The 17,533-nt window shown below is 58.8% G+C and carries 11 protein-coding genes; 6 read left to right on the top strand and 5 right to left on the bottom strand.

Annotated features, from left to right (window positions below; genetic code table 11):
* Positions 1-104: 104 nt before the first annotated feature.
* Positions 105-1,022, top strand: coding sequence for a transcriptional regulator MetR (metR, locus tag CKW19_RS15655; RefSeq protein ID WP_095058655.1), 918 nt, complete (start codon positions 105-107; stop codon positions 1,020-1,022).
* A 120-nt stretch (positions 1,023-1,142) separates the two neighbouring features.
* On the opposite strand, the gene CKW19_RS15650 is transcribed toward metR, so the two are convergent.
* Complete coding sequence (locus CKW19_RS15650) at positions 1,143-1,781, bottom strand: LysE family translocator (RefSeq protein WP_095058654.1); 639 nt, start codon at positions 1,779-1,781, stop codon at positions 1,143-1,145.
* A gap of 22 nt (positions 1,782-1,803) precedes the next feature.
* A complete protein-coding gene (locus CKW19_RS15645) occupies positions 1,804-2,238 on the bottom strand; it encodes an NUDIX domain-containing protein (RefSeq protein WP_095058653.1) in 435 nt (144 codons plus the stop codon).
* Positions 2,239-2,500: 262 nt separating this feature from the next.
* On the opposite strand from CKW19_RS15645, the gene CKW19_RS15640 reads away from it, so the two are divergent.
* Positions 2,501-4,120: an FMN-binding glutamate synthase family protein gene (locus CKW19_RS15640; protein WP_095058652.1), complete on the top strand. Its 1,620-nt coding sequence runs from the start codon at positions 2,501-2,503 to the stop codon at positions 4,118-4,120.
* Between the two features lie 18 nt (positions 4,121-4,138).
* Here the strand turns inward: CKW19_RS15640 and CKW19_RS15635 are convergent, their stop codons facing one another.
* The 3 genes from CKW19_RS15635 to CKW19_RS15625 are packed head-to-tail and all read right to left on the bottom strand — an operon-like array spanning position 4,139 to position 6,961.
* Positions 4,139-5,647: a glucosyltransferase domain-containing protein gene (locus CKW19_RS15635; protein WP_095058651.1), complete on the bottom strand. Its 1,509-nt coding sequence runs from the start codon at positions 5,645-5,647 to the stop codon at positions 4,139-4,141.
* Position 5,648: 1 nt separating this feature from the next.
* Positions 5,649-6,590 (bottom strand): glycosyltransferase family 2 protein, encoded by a 942-nt coding sequence (locus CKW19_RS15630; protein ID WP_095058650.1) that lies wholly within the window; start codon positions 6,588-6,590, stop codon positions 5,649-5,651.
* Entirely contained in the window at positions 6,587-6,961 is a 375-nt protein-coding gene (locus CKW19_RS15625; RefSeq protein WP_095058649.1) for a GtrA family protein, read from the bottom strand. The genes CKW19_RS15630 and CKW19_RS15625 overlap by 4 nt, the downstream gene beginning before the upstream one ends.
* 241 nt (positions 6,962-7,202) lie before the next feature.
* Between CKW19_RS15625 and CKW19_RS15620 the strand changes: the two genes are divergently transcribed.
* The 4 genes from CKW19_RS15620 to CKW19_RS15605 all read left to right on the top strand — a co-directional run bounded on the left by CKW19_RS15620 (position 7,203) and on the right by CKW19_RS15605 (position 17,523).
* Entirely contained in the window at positions 7,203-8,363 is a 1,161-nt protein-coding gene (locus CKW19_RS15620; protein WP_095058648.1) for an OpgC family protein, read from the top strand.
* A 295-nt stretch (positions 8,364-8,658) separates the two neighbouring features.
* Positions 8,659-9,117 (top strand): transposase, encoded by a 459-nt coding sequence (locus tag CKW19_RS15615; RefSeq protein WP_095058647.1) that lies wholly within the window; start codon positions 8,659-8,661, stop codon positions 9,115-9,117.
* A gap of 264 nt (positions 9,118-9,381) precedes the next feature.
* Positions 9,382-12,495, top strand: a complete 3,114-nt coding sequence (locus CKW19_RS15610) for a transglycosylase domain-containing protein (protein WP_095058646.1) — start codon at positions 9,382-9,384, stop codon at positions 12,493-12,495.
* 171 nt (positions 12,496-12,666) lie between these two features.
* Positions 12,667-17,523, top strand: a complete 4,857-nt coding sequence (locus tag CKW19_RS15605; protein WP_095058645.1) for a dermonecrotic toxin domain-containing protein — start codon at positions 12,667-12,669, stop codon at positions 17,521-17,523.
* Positions 17,524-17,533: the final 10 nt, after the last annotated feature.

Below are 17,533 nucleotides of genomic sequence, written 5' to 3'. Positions count from 1 at the left end.
AGATGCTCCCTGTAAAAGATGGCGCTATTGTCGACAGCCAACCCAACATGAGACAAACTCAACCTTTTCGTGTTGATCACAAGTTTTCCTCATGGAGCTTCCCGGTGCTTGAAATCCGTCACCTCAAGACCCTGCACGCCTTGCGCGAAGCCGACAGCCTGGTGGACGCCGCCGACCGCCTGCACCTGACGCAGTCGGCCCTGTCCCACCAGTTCAAGGAACTGGAAGAGCGCATGGGCATGCAGCTGTTTGTGCGCAAGACCAAACCGGTGCGTTTCACCAGCGCCGGTTTGCGTCTGCTGCAACTGGCCGATGCCACCCTGCCGCTGCTGCGAGCGGCCGAGCGCGACATCAGCCGATTGGCTGGCGGCACTGCCGGGCGCCTGCACATGGCCATCGAATGCCACAGTTGCTTCCAATGGCTGATGCCGACCATCGACCAGTTCCGCGATGCCTGGCCGGAAGTCGAACTGGACCTGGCGTCGGGCTTCTCTTTCGCGCCGCTGCCGGCCCTGGCCCGGGGTGATCTGGACCTTGTGGTGACGTCCGACCCGGTGGATCTGGTTGGCATTACCTATGTGCCACTGTTCACCTATGAAGCGATGCTCGCGGTGGCCAACCAACACAAATTGGCGAGCAAGGCCTACATCGTTCCCGAAGATTTGCTCACCGAGACCTTGATCACTTACCCGGTAGAACGGGATCGCCTGGATATCTTCACCCGCTTCCTGGAGCCGGCCGACATCGAACCGGCCCAGGTCCGCACTTCGGAACTGACGGTGATGATGATGCAGTTGGTGGCCAGCGGTCGCGGCGTGTGCGGCATGCCCCATTGGGCGCTGCATGAATACAGTTCACGGGGTTACGTGAAGGCCAAGCGGCTGGGCGAGAAAGGCTTGTTTGCGACGCTGTATGCGGGGATCCGCGCCGACATGCTGGATGCGCCGTACATGCGCGACTTCCTGCTGACGGCCAAGGACACATCGTTTTCGACACTCGATGGTGTCAGCGCCGTTCGTTAAAGCAATACATCCCCCTGTAGGAGCGAGCTTGCTCGCGATAGCGGTCTGACATTCAACCTCTTCACTGACTGACACACCGCCATCGCGAGCAAGCTCGCTCCTACAGGGGATTGTGTCGGGTCAGGCCATGCGTTTTTGCTCAAGCATCAGGCGTACCGCCAGCGCCGACAGCACAAAACCCATGAGGTAACGCTGCATCGCCAGCCAGGTCGGGTTGTTGACGAACCACGAAGCAATGCCCGCGGCAAACACCGCGATCAGCAGATTAACGCTGAAACTGACGCTGATCTGGGTCAGGCCCAGGATGATGCTCTGGCTGAACACCGAACCGTGTTCAGGCGAGATGAACTGCGGAAATATCGAAAGATAGAACACCGCGATTTTCGGGTTCAACGCGCTGGTCAGAAACCCCATGGTGATCAGTTTGCGCGAGGAGTCCGGCGGTAACTGTTGCGCCTCGAACGGCGAACGCGCGCCGGGTTTGACGGCCTGCCAGGCCAGCCACAACAGGTAAAGCGCGCCAGCCCACTTCAACACTTCATACGCCATCGGCACCGCCAGGAACACCGCCGTCAAACCGGCCGCGGCAGCGAACAGATGTACGAAGAATCCCGCCACCACACCCAGCAACGAAATCACCCCGGCCTTGCGTCCCTGGCAGATCGAACGGGAGATCAGGTAGATCATGTTCGGCCCCGGCGTGAGCACCATCAGCAGTGCGGCAGCAGCGAAGATCAGCAAGTCCTGAAGCGGAATCATGGCGGTTCCTTGGCGTGGATGGTCAGGCGATCGCGGTCAGCGAAGCTCGATAAAACGGCAGAATCAGGTCCCGTGTCAATGGCGCCAGCGTGACACCACCGTCGCTGGCCGGGTCGATCCAGATCACCTCTTCGATTTCCGCCGCCGGGGTGACGCTTGCATCGATGGTCAGTTGAAAGATCTCTGCCTGAACGACAAATCCTGGCTCATTGGCGGCGGGGGCCGAGAACTGTCCGAGGAAAGTGGCCTGCGCCGGATCAATCTCCAGACCCAGCTCTTCTTCCAGCTCCCGGGCCAGTGCGTGAACCGGCAACTCATGGGCTTCGATCTTGCCACCCGGCTGCATGAACGCCTGCGTACCGCGCTTGCGCACCAACAGGGTTCGGCCATCGGGACCGATCAACAGGGCGGCGGCAATGCGGATAAGTCCAGTGGACTGCTCAGGAAACGTCGACATGGAAAAAGGCCTTAGACTCAAAACGGCAAGGATCACATGTCCGCCGCCCGCGAGCAAAGCGAACGGCCTCATCACAGACCTTCACATTGTTTAGGTTTCCTCGGGGCACTAAATCCTGACATAACATTGAAGTGCTTTCCTGCAGGAGCAAGCTTGCTCGCGAAAGCGGTGGTTCAGTAACAATGACGTCGACTGACACTCCCTCACCGCAAGAAAGCTCGCTCCCACAGGTCACTGATAAGTCCGAACCCAAGGAAACCGTATGAGCCTGTCACTCCTGAGCCGCTACGCCTTCTTTGCCGCGTGCGTCATTTTCACCCTCGCCAGCCTGCCCTTTCTTGAACATGACTGGCTCTGGCCGATCACTGCCGTCACCGCTGTTCTCAGCCTCGTCGGCCTGTTCGACCTGCTGCAAAGCCCCCACGCGGTGCGCCGCAACTATCCGATCCTGGGCAATATCCGCTATCTGGTCGAAGGCATCCGCCCGGAGATTCGCCAGTACCTGCTCGAATCCGACAGTGATGCTCTGCCCTTCTCCCGGGCGCAGCGCTCGCTGGTCTATTCCCGAGCCAAGAACGAAACCGCCGACAAACCCTTCGGCACGCTGATTGATGTGTATCAGTCGGGCTTCGAGTTCATCGGCCACTCCATGCGCCCGGCACCGTTGAGCGACCCAAGCAGTTTCCGGGTCACCGTCGGCGGCCCGCAATGCACACAGCCGTACTCGGCGTCGGTGTTCAACATCTCGGCCATGAGTTTCGGCTCGCTCAGTGCCAACGCGATTCGCGCGTTGAACCAGGGCGCCAAGCTCGGCAACTTCGCCCATGACACCGGCGAGGGCAGCATCAGCCCTTATCACCGCGAGCACGGTGGCGACCTGACCTGGGAACTGGGCAGCGGCTACTTCGGCTGTCGCACTGCCGACGGCCGTTTCGATCCGGAACGCTTCGCCGCACAGGCGCAAACGCCTCAGGTGCGGATGATTGAAATCAAGATGAGCCAGGGTGCCAAACCTGGCCACGGCGGCATCCTGCCCAAGCACAAGGTCACCCGGGAAATCGCCGACACCCGCGGCATTCTCATGGGCGAAGACTGCGTGTCACCGTCGCGGCACAGCGCGTTTTCCACGCCTGTCGAAATGATGCATTTCATTCAGCAACTGCGCGAACTGTCCGGCGGCAAACCGGTGGGCTTCAAGTTCTGCCTCGGCCATCCGTGGGAGTTCATGGGCATTGCCAAGGCCATGCTGGAGACGGGCATCCTTCCGGACTTCATCGTCGTCGACGGCAAGGAAGGCGGCACCGGCGCCGCCCCCGTGGAGTTCACCGACCACATCGGCGTGCCGATGCGCGAGGGCCTGCTGTTCGTGCACAACACGCTGGTGGGCCTGAACCTGCGGGACAAGATCAAGCTCGGTGCCAGCGGCAAGATTGTCAGCGCTTTCGACATTGCCAGTGTGCTGGCCATCGGTGCCGACTGGGCCAACTCCGCACGCGGCTTCATGTTCGCCATCGGCTGCATCCAGTCGCAAAGCTGCCACACCAACAAATGCCCGACCGGCGTCGCCACCCAGGACAATCTGCGTCAACGGGCGCTGGTGGTGCCGGACAAGGCTCAGCGGGTGTTCAGTTTTCACCGCAACACCCTCAAGGCCCTGGCAGAAATGCTCGCCGCCGCCGGCCTCGATCACCCTTCGCAACTGTCGGCCAAGCACTTGGTTCGACGCATGTCGGCAACCGAGATCAAGTTGTTCTCGCAGCTGCACGTGTTCCTCAAACCCGGTGAATTGCTGACCGGGGAAGTGAGCGGCGAGTTCTATTCGCGGATGTGGCAGATGGCGCGGGCTGACAGCTTCGAGCCCAATGACGTAGAAGCGGCATAAGCTGAACGGCCCCGGGTTTCACCAGCGCAATGATTTGATCGGGGCCGGCTCTTTCATCACGATGAAACCGTAATCGCCAATCAGGAAAATCCGGTAGTACTGGTTCTCCACCAGCGCCGGATAACCCTGATAGCCAACGCGCGTCGCGTTGCGTCGCTCCTTCTCTGCCACTACGTTGGTGATGCCGACTTTCGGCAGATTTTCGGCCAGCATGTAGAAGTCGATGTTGAGCAGATAGTGCAACACCGGCAGTTGCTTGTACGAGCCGGCCGCGCCCGTCAACCAGTGATCGGAATACGTCACCGACAAGTAAATGCGCTTGGCGTCGCGCAATGGCGGGTGGTTGGCGATGTCGCGTTCAAGGTTGAACAAGGCACTGGTCGCGAAGGTTTTCTGCACGGTCAACACACGCCCATAGGCGAACGACAGCGACAGCATCGCCAATAGCGGCACAACCAGCAGCAGCGGCAATCGCTCATGCACGGGCGCCAGCGCCAGATAACTCAGATAGAACAGCAGCACCAGCAACACCGCAAAACCCATCAGGGTCCGGGCGCCTTCGTTGAAGTCGCGAAAGAACAGCGCCACACCCGACACCAACAGCACCACGACCGGCACGGTCAGCAAACACAACAGACCGATCAGAAGCTTGTTCCTGGTGCGCTCTTCGCGCTGCGCCACGGTCATGCCGAGGCGGACCGCACCGGCAGTGGCGCACAACACCAGCCCGGCAAACACCCAAGCGAATCCGCCGTCAAACAGCAGCACAACCTTTTCCAGCACCCGGGCGATATTGGTGTGGACTTGCAGCCAGGGATGCACTGCCCAATTCAGTAACAACGTGCGGTTTGAGCCCATGAACAGGTAGGCGCTGACGCAGTAGATCAACCAGCCCAAGGTGATCTGTGCCAGTTTCCAGCCAATCAGACCGGGCCATTGCGACCAGGCCATTTTGTCGTTGGCAGCGCGCAATACCTCCAGGCAACACAGACCCAGAAACACATTCAGGCTGACTTGATAAAGCCCAAGCGCCAGCGCGATCAGGAAGGACGGCACCAGCCATTGCACGCTGCGTCTGGGGTGACGAAAAGTAATCGCATAAATCACCGCCACAACACTCAACGCCATGGGTGCGCCGTCGTATTGATAAGACAGGTTTTGCAGGAAGAACGGGTTGTACCAGAGGGGCAACAGCACCAGACAACAGGCGATGGTCGGCTGGCGAAAGTAATGAAAGGTCAGACTGGTGAGCGCCGCCGTCATGGCCAGTGAGGCGATCAACAGGGGCAGCGGAAAGATGTTCGGTGCCGCATCGGTGAATGTCAGAACGTTGTAGAACAGCTGGGCGAACAATCGTCCTTGCGCCGCCCAGGCCATGCCCGCAGACAGCGAGCGCCAGTTGTCATCGATGTAGGGATAGTCCGCAAGGATCAACGGCAACACATACACCAGGGTCGCCAACAGAAAAAACAACCCGACCTGGCGCCGCCCCAGTTCACGAACAAAAAAGTCGCTGAACCGGCCCATGTCAGGGCCCGACCCGGTTTTGACCACGGATGATGTCTTTGACCACGTAGCGCGGCCGGTGCTTGGCTTCAATGTAGATGCGGCCGATGTATTCGCCGAGGATGCCGATACCGATCAATTGCACGCCGCCGAGGAACAGGATCGCCGTCATCAGCGACGGGTAACCGGGCACGCTGTTGCCGAAAAAAATCTTGTCCAGCACCATGTACACCGCGTACAGCACGGCGAAAATCGAAACCGCTCCACCGACATACGTCCATAACCGCAGGGGCACGGTGCTGAACGAGGTCACGCCTTCCAGCGCCAGGTTCCACAGTTTCCAGCCATTGAACTTGCTGCTGCCGGCCACCCGCCCCGCCCGCTCGTATTCCACCACTGCCGTGTTGAACCCGGCCCACGACAACACGCCCTTCATGAACAATTGATGCTCGGGCAGCGAGCGGATCACGTCCACGACCTTGCGGTCCATGAGCCGGAAATCCCCGACGTTTTCTTCAATGCGGGTGTACGCGATGCGGTTGAGCACGTGGTAGAAAATCGACGCACTGTGGCGCCTGAGGTAACCGTCGGCGGATCGACTGCGGCGCTTGGCGAGCACCACGTCAGCACCGTTCTGCCATTGTTCGATCAACCGCGGGATGACGCTGATCGGATCCTGCAGGTCGACGTCCATCGGGATCACCGCATCGCCGCTGGCGTATTCCAGACCGGCGAACAGCGCAGGCTCCTTGCCGAAGTTGCGCGAGAAGTTGATCAGCATCACCAGATCATCGACCTTCGCCAGCGCCGCAGCTTGCTCGGCGGTTCGGTCGGTGCTGCCGTCGTTGATGAAGACGATTTCGACCTCGATGTCGCCGAGCTGCAACCCGCGCCGAACCGCCTGATAAAACAGGTTGATCGCCTGTTCTTCGTTGAACACCGGGACGATCAGCGAAACCTTCATGCATCACGCTCGCGAAACACCACGTATTTGGAATACAGGAAGCCGACCACCAGGCTCAGCGCGGAAAACAGCGTCACGGTCAGCAGACCGTGAAAACGCCAGACGTCGCCGGCATGGCCGACGCCCAGGCTCAACGCGCCCATGCCCGTGATAAACAGCACGTAGCCGATCACCGTAGCCTTGGTGTCGAAGGTGTAAAGCGCGTTCATGTAGAAAGAAAACGAGGCGGCCACGCAGAAGGCGGCAAGATTGCTGACAGCCTGACTGAGGCCGGCGGCAACGCTCAGCAGGAAGAAGATCTGCCAGTGGATCAGGGTGTTGGCGACTCCGATCACCGTGTAGCTGGAAAATCCTTTCCACAACCGTCTCATGAAGTGCTCCCGTTCCAGAACGTTGCACACATAAGTATTTGAGCTTGTCTGCTGTCAGAAATCGCAGGCCAAAGCGCCTTTCAGACCAGCGGTTGAGCGTTGGGGCGACGGTTGAGACATTCGGTAATATCCCGACTTTGCAATCGCCCGCAAATCAGTCCACCCTGCGCGCCGCCGACGGGCACGCCAGCTGTGCACCCGCGGTCAATCCCTTTCATCAGCCGTTCACGAGCCTGCCGACATGACGTCAACGCGCGATCACCGGATCGACTTCTTTCGTGGTCTGGCACTGATCTTCATTTTCTGGGATCACGTGCCCCACAACCCTTTGGGCCAAATCACCCTGCGTAACTTCGGCTTCAGCGATGCCGCCGAAGTCTTCGTGTTCCTGGCCGGTTACGCGGCGGTGCTGGCCTACGGAAAAGTCCTGGCGCGGGAAGGCTTCCTGATCGCCTGCGTGAAAATCCTGCGCCGTGCCTGGGTGCTTTACGTGGTGCACATCTTTTTGCTGGCGATGCTGATGGGTATCGTGTTCTTCGCCAACAGCCACGTGGAAACCCGCGATCTGGTCGAAGAAATGGGCATGCACCATTTCATCAGCAACCCGCAGCAAGCCTTGATCGATGAGCTTTTGTTGCGCTTCAAGCCGAACCTGATGGACCCGCTGCCGCTGTACATTGTGCTGCTGGCGGGTTTGCCGCTGGTGTTGCCGTTGCTGGTACGCAAGGCCTGGGTGGTGGTGGCGATGTCGCTGGCGCTGTACCTGATGGTGCCGTTGGCGGGCTGGAACCTGGCGGCGATCAAGGACGGCGTGTGGTACTTCAACCCCGTGGCCTGGCAACTGTTATTCGTCCTCGGTGGCGCTGCGGCGATTCATGGGCAGCGTCCCCGATTGCCCGAGACACGTCCGCTGTTGCGCCAACCGTTGTTTGTGACCGCATCGGCTTATGTCGTACTCGCTGCTGTGCTGACCGTCCTTTGGCGCTGGCCGGAAATTCACGATGCGGTGGTGCCGGACAGCCTGAGAAGTCTGTTGTATCCCATCAGCAAGACCGACCTGTCCCCCGCGCGCCTTTTGCACTTCCTCGCATTGGCCTACGTCACCGCGAAACTGCTGCCCGACACCGGCTGGACGCAAAACTGGCTGGCGCAGCAAAGCTGCCGCATGGGGCGTTTTTCGTTGGAGATTTTCTGCCTGGGCGTGTTGTTGGCGCCCTTGGCGGACATGATCAACGCCCTGACCGACGATGCCTTTTCCATGCAGATTTTCACCGCACTGGTGGGCGCCGGGTTGATGGCGTTGCTGGGGGCGTGGCTGGAGTTCAACAAGCGTTTGAACCAGCCATTCAAAAGATCGCAGCCTTCGGTAGCGCCTACAGAATCTGATCGTATTCCCCTGTAGGCGCTGCCGCAGGCTGCGATCTTTTGATCTTTAACGCTACCACTTACGAAGCCGAGCGCACTGCACCTTGCGACACATTGGTCGGTTGCAGGACGCCTCGATTGGTTCAGACACACCGCGAACATCTCTTTTACGGCTGCTGCGCAGCCGAACGGGAGCAAGCTCCCTCGCCACAGAAGCACTTCGGCGCTATTGGATTGGTCATCGGGTCGGGAAATTTCACTCAGCAATTGCGGATTCAAGTAGGAAAACGAGGCGCTAACGTGTTCAAACAACACTTCAAGGACGCAACGGAATGCCTCCACATCCAAACTCACACCTGCTGCGACGCGGGCGCTACTCGGAATCGGGACGGGGTTATCTGATTACGGCGGTCGTGCATGATCGCCGCCGAATTTTCGGCGACTGGCGGATTGGGCGTCTGTTGGTTGATGAGTTTCGACGGGCTCAAGAACAAAAAAGGGTCAGCTCAATGGCCTGGGTCATCATGCCGGACCACTTTCACTGGCTGGTACAGCTTGAACAGCGATCGCTGGCGCAACTCATGCAGTCAATCAAATCCCGTAGCACACTCACCATCAACCGCGCCCTGAACCAAAGAGGAGCCTTCTGGCAAACCGGCTACCACGACCGAGCCATCCGCGATGGCGAGGATCTGCTTCCTTTCGCCCGCTACATTGTTGCCAATCCCCTGAGGGCAGGACTGGTTAAAAAAATCGGCGACTACACGCTCTGGGATGCCTGCTGGCTATGAATCCGATTTGTAGACTTACCCCCTTGTGGCGAGGGAGCTTGCTCCCGCTCGCCTGCGCAGCAGGCGCAAAACCGGCGGGTCCGACTTATCAGACCAATCGCAAAAATCATTGGGGCTGCTTCGCAACCCAGCGGGAGCAAGCTCCCTCGCCACAAAAAACGGCAAAAACCCGTCATTTTCCACCACACAATTTTTTCCCCATCGCCAACCACCGTCTAAGCTTCAGACAAGTCCGATCAATCTGCGTGAATGGATCAGTCGACTATGGGCGCTTTGTGGCAAACCGATTCGAGTAAAACTGTGGTCCCGACTGAACGAGTGGATGAAGCGCCAACACCTGAAAAACCCCGTCGCAGTCGGCACGGATGGGGAGCGTTCTGGCTTTTGCTGTTGATTATCGCGGTTGTCGTGGGGCTGGCTGCCGCGAGGGAGATGCGCACCTCGAAGTTTCAGGCCCGGGAAGTCAGCAAATATGCCGCGTCCCTGAGCTATGAACTCAAGCCTGGCCCCAGCGATGCCATCCGCTATCCGGGTGATGGCCCGTTCGACCGGCGTCTGGGTTACAGCTCGCTGGACGAGTTCCTGCCACGTTTGATCAAGCGCGATTTCATCGTTGAAGCGCAAACCCGTTTCTCCCCCGCCTTGATGGATTACAGCGGCAAAGGCCTGTTCGTACCGTATTCAGAAAAAATCCAGGCCGGCCTGTCGATCACCGATTGCCGGGCGGCACCGTTGTACCAGTACAACTACCCGCAACAGCTTTATTCGAGCTTTGCTTCGATCCCACCCGTGGTGGTCAGCAGTTTGCTGTTCATCGAGAACCGCTTTCTGCTCGATCCGAAGCAGCCCCTGGCCAACCCGGCAGTGGATTGGCCGCGATTCGGCATGGCGGCATGGTCCCAGGTCGCCAAGATGCTGCACATCCCCGGCCAATCCGCGGGCGGCAGTACCCTGGCCACGCAACTGGAAAAATACCGGCATTCGCCCGATGGCCTGACCGTCAGTGGCGCGGAAAAAATCCGCCAGATGATTTCCGCCAGCGTGCGTGCTTATCAAGCCGGGCCGCAAACCCTCGAAGCCCGGCAGAACGTGGTTCGCGATTACCTCAACAGCGTGCCCCTGTCGGCTGTACCCGGGCACGGTGAAGTGCACGGCATGGCCGAAGGGTTGCGCGTGTGGTACGGCGCCGACTTCAATAAAGCCAACGAGCGCCTGACCAGCACCGCGACGGATCCAGCCAGCCTGGCGGAAAAAGGCCTGGCCCTGCGCGAGATGCTGTCGCTGATGATCGCCCAGCGTCGCCCCTCCCACTACCTGACCAAGGGGCACAATGAACTGGCCGAACTCACCGACAGCCACATCCGCCTGCTGGCACAAAATGGTGTGATCGACGCTCAATTCGCCGATGCCGCCCTGACCAGCAAAGTGACCTACCGCGACTGGGCGACCCAGCCGACCATTCAACCGATCGAAACCAACAAAGGCATCAGCGTGGCGCGTAGCCGTCTGGCCGGCATGCTCAACCGTCCGCTGTACGACCTCGACCGTCTCGACCTGTCGGCCACCAGCACCCTGCAAGGCGAACTGCAAACCCAAGCCACCGCGTACCTCAAGAAACTCGCGGACCCGGCTTTTGCGACAGAAATCGGCCTGATGGGTGAACGCCTGTTGACCCCCACCAGCACCGCCCAGGTCCGCTACAGTTTTACCTTGTTCGAACTGACCCCGGACGGCTCGCGGGTGCGGGTGCAGACCGACAGCACCGACCAGCCGTTCGACATCAACGAAGGCAGCAAACTGGAACTGGGCTCCACCGCCAAGATGCGGGTGATGACGACCTATCTGCAGATCATTGCCGAGCTGCACGACAAATATGCCGCCATGAGTGTTCCGGATCTGAAGAAAGCCGAAGTACCGGATCAGGACCGCCTGAGCCGCTGGGTCGTCGATTACATGATCGAGAACAAAGACCGCAGCCTGCCGACCCTGCTGGGCGCCGCGCTGGACCGCAAATACTCGGCCAGCCCCGGCGAAGCGTTTTTCACCGGTGGCGGACTTCACGTGTTCCATAACTTCCGCAAGGAAGACAACGGTCGCATACCGACTCTGCGCGATGCCCTGCGCGAGTCGATCAACCTGCCATTCATTCGCCTGATGCGTGATCTGGTGCGCTACACGACCTACTCCGGCCCCAACAACAGCGCCGAACTGCTCAAGGACGATCGCGACCCTCGACGCCAGGAATACCTGGCCTCGTTCGCCGACCGCGAGGGCACTTCATTCCTGCTCAAATTCTGGAAGAAATACAAAAACAAGGACACTCAGGACCGGCTCGAAACCTTCCTCGACAGCATGCGCCCGACGCCGATCCGCCTGGCCGCGGTGCATCGTTACCTGCTGCCACAGGCCAAACAGGAAACCTTCAATACCTTTGTGCGCTCGCACCTCAAAGGCGCCAAGCTGACGGAAAAACTCACCGACGAGCGCCTGGAACGCCTTTACCAAGCCTACAGTCCCGGCGCCTACGATTTGCCGGACCAGGGCTTCATCGCCAAGGTCCACCCGCTGGACCTGTGGATGATGAGCTACTTGCTCAACCATCCGGACGCCACGTTCCCGGACATCGTCAAGGCCAGCCACTTTGAACGCCAGGAGGTTTACAGCTGGCTGTTCAAGAGCCGACACAAAGGCGCTCGCGACAGTCGCATCCGCACCATGCTGGAGATCGAAGCGTTCCTCGACATTCATCAGCGTTGGCAGCAAGTCGGTTATCCGTTCGATCATCTGGTGCCGTCGCTGGCGACCGCCATCGGCAGCTCCGGTGACCGCCCCGCTGCGCTGGCCGAACTGATCGGTACGATTCTCAACGACGGTATGCGCATGCCGACCCTGCGCATCGACAGCCTGCATTTCGCCGCCGACACGCCTTACGAAACGACCCTGATCAACGACCCGGATGTCGGCAAACGGGTCATGCCGTCCGAGGTAGCGGCAGCCATGCGCGAAGCACTTTCGCAAGTGGTCGATGCCGGTACCGCCAAGCGCGTGGCCGGCAGTTTCAAACTGCCTGACGGTACACCGCTGGCCATGGGCGGCAAGACCGGTACAGGTGACAACCGCATCGAGGCCGTCGGTTCGGGCGGACGTATCCTCAGTTCCAAATCGCTCAACCGCACGGCCACGTTCGTGTTCTACATCGGGGATAACCACTTCGGCACATTGACCGCTTTCGTGCCGGGGCGCTCGGCAGAAAACTTCACCTTCACCTCGGCCTTGCCCGTGCAAGTGCTCAAGGGCATGGCACCGATTCTGACGCCGTACCTGCAACCGGGTACGCACACGATGTGCAATCCGGTCACCACAATGGCGAAGCGCTGAACCCAGACCGAAAAACCGCCTGGCATGGCGGTAACTATGTATTTTTCACTCCTGAATTTTGAAAGGTTCGGACCGGTTCAGGCCGTGTTCCGAACCTGTATTTGCGCTTTTTTTGCGCTGGCGGGTTACCTAGGCTGAGCGTTCCAAAGTTGATCAACGGACGATCATGCAATGCCCACTTCTCCCCTGACGATTGTGCAGCCGGATCAGGTTTCACTGGCTGATAAAAGTATTCACTTCGAACACGTCAAAAACGCTCTTCCGAGCTGGTTGGCCCAAGCGACTCCACGGCGAATCGACGAACTGAAGACAGCGCGTCTGAACACGCTCGCCTGGCAAAAAGAAGTACCGGATGCACAGCACCAGCTTTTGAAGAAACTGACGGAACACCACTGGACCGCGCAAAACGCGGTAGACCGGATGCTCAGCGGTTTGCAGGATGTCCAGAGCTTTGCCGAGCCGCTGCTGCGAAAGGCACTGGTTGAGCGCTATGGCATCGACGTCGATGTGAAAGAAACCTGGCTGCTGCTGTACGCACCCGCCAAAACATCCTGGTGGGCTCACGATTTCAAGAGAGGCGTCAAAAGCCTCAAGAAGTCCCTGCTCGATGCGGCGCTGCATAATTTTTCCAGCAACGAAACCTACGCCGCCGATTCGGATTTCATCAGCCGGCCCGATGCCCGCGGGCATTTCCGGGTTGAACCGCTCAGGCAAAAAATCAGCGTCGCACAGTTCATGGCGTTGTGCCGGGAACTGAACATCGGCGCTCAATACCAGAAGCATTTAAATGATTGTTTACTGCCCGCCGATGGGTTGGCTCGCGCCGTCCTGCAACTCAAAGTCATCCGCAGCCAGAAGAGTGCTCTGACGGTTGCAGCCCAAATGGCCTTGGCCAAAAAAGACATCAGCACGCAAGCCTATGACGTCATTCTGGGCATGCTGCATGACCGCGAACACCTGCAATGGAACGGAAAAACCGTCGGCTATCACACGCTCGCGATGATGGATGCGGTACTGACCGGCATCGTCGTGATAGCCCCCGATCCGCAGACCAGCGACAAGCCCCAACCCGTCATCGTGTACGTGCCCAATGACCCGGAACATCCGCTCAAGGAATACCCGTCATCGCTTGAGTTCATGGCCGAACTGACCCGGCAGTTGCGTGACACCTCAATCAAGGCGTCTGAAAGCTACCAGCAGTTTTTCAGCCAGTTCGTCGCCCATCAGCAACGCGGTCATTTTTTCGCCGGGCTGAATGACCGCTTGAGCACAGTAAAGTGGCAGCCCGCCCCACCGGGTTCGGGTTTGCCGAGCTGGCGCGAAACACCTGTGGATAACCCAAACCTGCAATTTCGCCTGGCGAAAATCGAAGAGGATCGCGAGACACGCTTCACCGGCAATCTCTGGGAATACCTGTACCAGCAAAAACTCAACAAGACTCTCAACGATGCCCGGGAGATCGCCATTTCCACCGAGTACGCCGACCGCATGGCCCGCTGGGCGTGGTGGGACAACCTGGAAAAAATGCTCTCCGACATTCTCAACACGGCGTTGCTGGTGGCCATGCCTTTGGTACCCGGCCTGGGCGAATTGATGATGGCGTACATCGCGTATCAATTGACCAGTGAAGTCGTAGAAGGGGTTGTCGACTTGGCCGAGGGCCATTTGGTAGAAGCTGCCGAGCAAGCCATCAGCGTGCTGGAAAGCGTCGCTCAACTGGCTGCATTTGCCGCAGGCGCCACCATTGCCAAGGTTGTACAGGCAAAACTTTCGCCGTTTTTCGAAAGCTTGAAACCGGTGCAAGTAGCCGGTGGCCAGACGCGTTTGTGGAACCCTGACCTGACGCCTTACCAACGCCTGGAGACCGCCCTGCCGAATGGAGCCAAACCCGATGCGTCGGGTATTTACCAGCATCAGGGTCAACGTATCGTGCGTCTGGACGATCAGCACTTCCTTCTCGATAACGACCCTGTCACCGGGCAGCATCGCATCAAACATCCACAACGGCCCGATGCGTATGCGCCGAAGCTCACGCACAACGGTCATGGTGCCTGGATCAGCGAAACCGACAATCCGCGCCAGTGGGAAGGCCCGACCTTGATGCGGCGCCTGGGGCACACCACCGACGCCTTCGATGACGTGCAACTGGAACAGGTTCGAAAAGTCAGCGGCACCGAAGAGGCCGAACTGCGCCGGGTTCACGTGGACAATGCTCCTCCTCCCCCCCTGCTGATCGACACCCTGCAACGTCTCGGAGCGACTGCCGTTCAGGCACCGGTCGAACCCGCCCCGCAAACGGCTTTGCTGTTCGCGGAGTGTCCCGAATTGCCGAGCAACATTGTGGAAAAAATAATGGCCGGTGCCACTCGATCAGAGCGCCAGCAAATCGAAGAGCAAGAGCACCTGCCATTGCGCCTGAAAACCCAGGCCCGGGAACTTCAATTCGAGGTGCAATCGGTCCGTGCTGCGCAGGGCCTGTACAACGAGGCGTTGGCCAACATCGATACTGAACGCCTGGTCTTGGGCACAGTGCGAACCCACACCAACACGTTTGGCGACCTGCGCATCGAGATCCGTCAGGGCGCGATCGATGGCGAGTTGCGTTGCAGTGCGGGATCAGAAGACTCACGTGTGCTCAGGATTCTGGTTCGGGACGAAGCCGGCAAATACACCGTGCGCGATGCCTCCGGCCAACGCCTGCATGAAGCCGACGAGCTCCTGGAATCGCTACTCAATACCTTGGGAACCGAGCAGCGCCGCGCTCTGGGTTATAAACCTGGCGATGGCGAAATGTTCAAGCAGTGGCTTATCGAAAAAACCGCGCCACCGAGTGAGCGCCGAACACTTCTCTCCCGCCCGCCCGTTCGCCCTATTGCCGAACATGAAACGACGTTGCTGGTACGCGGTGGCTTGCTCAGCAGAGGGGGTAAAACCCTGCACGAGCGCGTTCAAGACCTGCATCCGAATTTCAGTGAACACGAGGTCAACGCATTTGCCGAGGCCTTGATCGAAAAAGGTGAGGCGCTCAACGCCATCGAGCAGCTGGAGAATGACCTTGATGAACTGCGAGTGATGTTGAACCGCTGGGAATATCTGCAACCGGACAGCTGGGGACCCGGCAGCCGGTCATTTCAGGACGCCGGGGGCCTTCATATCAGCGAACGCTTGATTGACTGTTTCAGGCGTAAAAACAGAGCACTTGGCAACCGTACCGACCCGGCAATCTATTCACTTGATCTGTCCACGGAACTGCTGCCGATTGATCTGGATCTTTGGTGGTTGAAACACCCTGAGATGACAAAGTTTCTCGAAAAAGTCACGGTATTGAAGCTCGACAACACACTCTTTTCGGCAAGGCCGAACGGCTTGTTGAAAGACTTCCCCCATCTTCGTGAGCTCAGCGCCCACGGCTGTGAACTGACCCAGGTGCCGGAAAGCATCGGCAATTTCCACAGACTCGAACGCTTGCGGTTGAGCAATAACAAGATCGTACTGGACGCACCTGCAGTCGAACGGCTGAGAAACCTGACCTACCTGGAAATACTCAGGCTCGATGACAATCCGTTGGGCAGGCTTGTCGACATCGGCCGCATGCCCCGGTTGAAGGTTCTGGGATTGAAAGAAACCGGCACTACAACCTGGCCACTTGGCACTTTCAGCAAGACCAGGCCACGGGGTTTTCTGCTGGACCTGCGGTCCAACCCGATTGACCAGATTGCCCAAGTGGTTCCCGGCTCTGCGGATGCCTGGGTTGTGGCACGCACGCGTCTGGATGTCGACAAACTGTCGGACATCAATCAGGTGATTTACCGGCAGGTTCAGCGCTCGACAGGGCTGCGCGAGGAACCTGCCGTCACAGACGCCATGCGTGAGCAGGAAGCGCAGATCGGTTCGGGATACCTTCTCGAAAGGTGGAACGAAGTACCGGGCTGGGGCGTTGAGCGGGGCAATCTGTTGTCAGAGCTGATCGATGAACCTGATGCCCAGTCGTTCATGAAGGCACTCCTGAAAGTTCAGGAATCGGCCGACTTCAAATCCAGGGGTGAGCTGCGCACGCAGCTGCTGCAGCGAATATGGCGCATGCTCGACGCCGTGCGTATTGACACCGATCTGCGCAAAAAACTGTTCACCATGGCGATAGCGCCGGTGAATTGCGCCGATGCCGGCGCGCAATTGTTCAACAACATGGGCATCGAAGTGCTGGCCTCGGAGGCGATTTCTTTTTCCACCGACTCCGAACAGTTGGCAAAGAAACTGGTGACGCTGGCCAAAGGTGCTGCGCGTCTGGAACAGGTCAATGATGTGGCTCGCGCCGATATCGAAGAGCGAATCATCGAGCACCGTCGAAGGTTTGCCGCAGCCCGCGAAGCGCAAAACATCGAAATCTCTGAAGAGGACAGCACTGACGATGCTGAGAACGAAATCGCCCAAGAGGACAACCCACAGAACATTCAGGGAAACACCCAACGTAACAACAATGCCAATGCTGAAGATCCCAGTTTCGACGAAGTTGAAATCTACCTGGCTTACCAGACCGGTTTATCGCAACGCCTTGGCCTGCCCTGGCAGTCGGAACGCATGCTCTATCGACCGATTGCCGGTGTCAGTGAGGAGATGATCGATAAAGCGTATGGCACCGTGTTGACGCTGGGCGAAGGCGATGGTCTGGTCAACAGGATGCTCGAACAGGCTTTCTGGGAAAAATACCTGAATGAAAAATTTCCGGTCCGGATCGAAGTCAACAAGCAGCGGTTTCTGCAAAAGTATGAACAGCTTGAAACCTTGCGAACCACCCAACTCGAATGGGTCGAGTCATCGCAGTTCCCCCCGGCGCAACGCAACGGGCTGAGGGATCGACTCGAAGCACTCATGGTGGGTTTCGATGTGTCTGACGCGGCGGTTTTTTCCGAGCAACCGATGAGCGAGGCGCTTTATGAGCAATTGCTCGTGGAAATGGGGTACGAGGAAAAAGCGCTGTATCGACAATTGACCCGCGAGGCTCTAAGGAAGGCCGGGTTGTCGGCATAACGGCCTGCTG

This window comes from Pseudomonas sp. Irchel s3f7 (assembly GCF_900187615.1).
Lineage (GTDB): Bacteria > Pseudomonadota > Gammaproteobacteria > Pseudomonadales > Pseudomonadaceae > Aquipseudomonas.
Note: the sequence above shows the minus strand (reverse complement) of the source record. Positions and strands in the feature narration are given on the sequence as shown.